Raw genomic sequence first — 2,006 nt, forward strand, 5'->3', positions numbered from 1 at the left:
CGGCGGCATCCTCCAGCCGTGCCGCCGACCCGGCCGCAGGCATCCGGGCGCCGCGGCGGCGCCCGCTCCCGCGCGCCGACCGGCCCGTCCGGCCGGCCCGGATCGGAGAGGAGGTGGGAGCCAGTCCCCAGCAGACCCGGCGCTACGCCGGTGAACACAGGCGGCCGGAACTCCGTCCGACCCCCGTCCCGGCCGCCCGCGCAGTAAGGGATCGCTGCGGAGCCGGGCCCGTGGAGCCGACGATGCCCCACGGGCCACGGTTCATACCCGTTCGGTTCACTGCGGCCGAATCATGGCCGCCCGGCTCACCACGCCTGCCCACGGGCGACCAGCCCGCGAGCGCCCGGCCCATGGGCGAACGGCCCACGGCCGCCCGGCCCACGGGCAACCAGTCCACGGGCGACCGGTCCACGGGCAACCAGCCCACGGGCGACCGGTCCACGGGTGAACGGTCCACGGGTGAACGGCCCACGGGCAACCAGCCCACGGGCGACCGGTCCACGGGTGGTTGGTTTGAGGTGGCTTGGGTTACAGGCGTTTGCGCCAGATTTGGCCGTGGACGGTGTCGCCGAAGCGCTCCGCCGGTGGCTCCTCCTCTTCGAGGACGAAGCCCTCACGCTCGTAGACGCGGTGCGCCGCGCGCTGCAGCGCCGTGGTCCAGAGCATGATCTCCTTGTATCCGGCTTCGGCCGCGAAGCGGACGCACTCACCCACCAGCGCGGCGCCGACGCCGGTGCCGCGGGCGCTCGGCTCCACGTGCAGCAGGCGGAGCTGGGCGACGTCGTCGGTCCGGCGGACGCAGAACACGCCACCGACCCGCTCTCCGGCACTCTCGGCGATCCAGGCGTTCTCCCGCTCGGGATCGTGGTCCTGGACGTACTCCGCGACGACCTTCGCGACGAGGGCCTCGTAGGTGCGGTCCCAGCCGCACTCCTGGTCGTAGAGGGCGCCGTTGCGCTCGACCACCCAGCCGAGGTCGCCGGGCCGGAGCGGGCGCAGCACGAAGTCGTCCGGGCGCGGACGGTCCCCGAGGATGCCGTGGATGGTGCTCATCGCGGCGACGAGGCGGCGGCGGTCGTCGGCGGGCAGCCCGTCCAGCAGGTCGCGGATCTCGGCCACGGACCGCTCGTCCAGCATCGCGAACACCTCCCGGCCGCGCGGCGTGAGCCGGACGATCTGGCGCCGCGCGTCCCCGGCCGCGCGCTCGCGGGCGACCAGCCCGTCTGTCTCGAACCGCGCGAGCATCCGGCTGAGGTAGCCCGCGTCCAGGCCGAGGACGCGGCGCAGGGCGAGGACCTCGGTGTCCTCCCGCTGGGCCAGCTCGAAGATCACCCTCGCCTCGGTCAGGGAGTACGGGGTCTTGACGAGCCCTTCGCCGAGCACTCCGATGACCCCGGTGTAGAAGCGGTTGAACGCCCGGACCGTTCCGACGTCCCCCTCGGTGGCCTCCATCCACACCCCTCCTAACGTTTGACTCAGTCAAACGTTAGTCGACGGGGCACCCGATCCGCCAGCCCTTCCGGCCGACACGACGGGTCAGACGTTCACCTCGGCCTTCGCGGCCCGCCCCAGGCCACGCGCCTCACGCACGACCTTGCGCTCCACCCAGAACGTCATCAACGGGACGAAACCGCCCACCACGATCAACGCCATCCGGCTCAACGGCCAACCCGTCCGCCGCCACAGGTCGTACGCCGCCACCAGATACACCATGTAGACCACACCGTGGATCTGCGCCACGACGCCCGCCATCGCGGGCATATCGGTCGGGCCGTACTTCAAGACCATCCCGATCGCCAGCAACACGAGCAGCGTGCCGACCACCAGAGCCAGGATCCGGTACCTGGTCACCGCGCCTTCCACTAAAACCTTCCTTCTTTCTCCCAGGGGGGCGACCCCCTGGAACCCCCGTTGGTCGCGAGGGACCGTTTCCCGAGTCGCGTTCGCTTTCGGGAAACGGCCCCTCGCTCCTCGGGTCGGGCGGCCGGAGGCCTTGGCGGCCTCCG

The 2,006-nt window shown here is 72.1% G+C and carries 2 protein-coding genes; both read right to left on the reverse strand.

Going from position 1 to position 2,006, the window contains the following annotated elements; all coding sequences use genetic code 11:
• Window positions 1–528: 528 nt before the first annotated feature.
• Window positions 529–1,452 carry a bifunctional helix-turn-helix transcriptional regulator/GNAT family N-acetyltransferase gene (locus tag ACH01S_RS41680; protein ID WP_067905855.1) on the reverse strand — a complete coding sequence of 308 codons (924 nt, stop codon included), beginning with the start codon at window positions 1,450–1,452 and terminating at the stop codon, window positions 529–531.
• 84 nt (window positions 1,453–1,536) lie between these two features.
• A complete protein-coding gene (locus ACH01S_RS41685; protein ID WP_067905857.1) occupies window positions 1,537–1,863 on the reverse strand; it encodes a DUF3817 domain-containing protein in 327 nt (108 codons plus the stop codon).
• Between the last annotated feature and the right edge of the window lie 143 nt (window positions 1,864–2,006).

The organism is Actinomadura chibensis NBRC 106107 (assembly GCF_001552135.1).
GTDB lineage: Bacteria > Actinomycetota > Actinomycetes > Streptosporangiales > Streptosporangiaceae > Spirillospora > Spirillospora chibensis.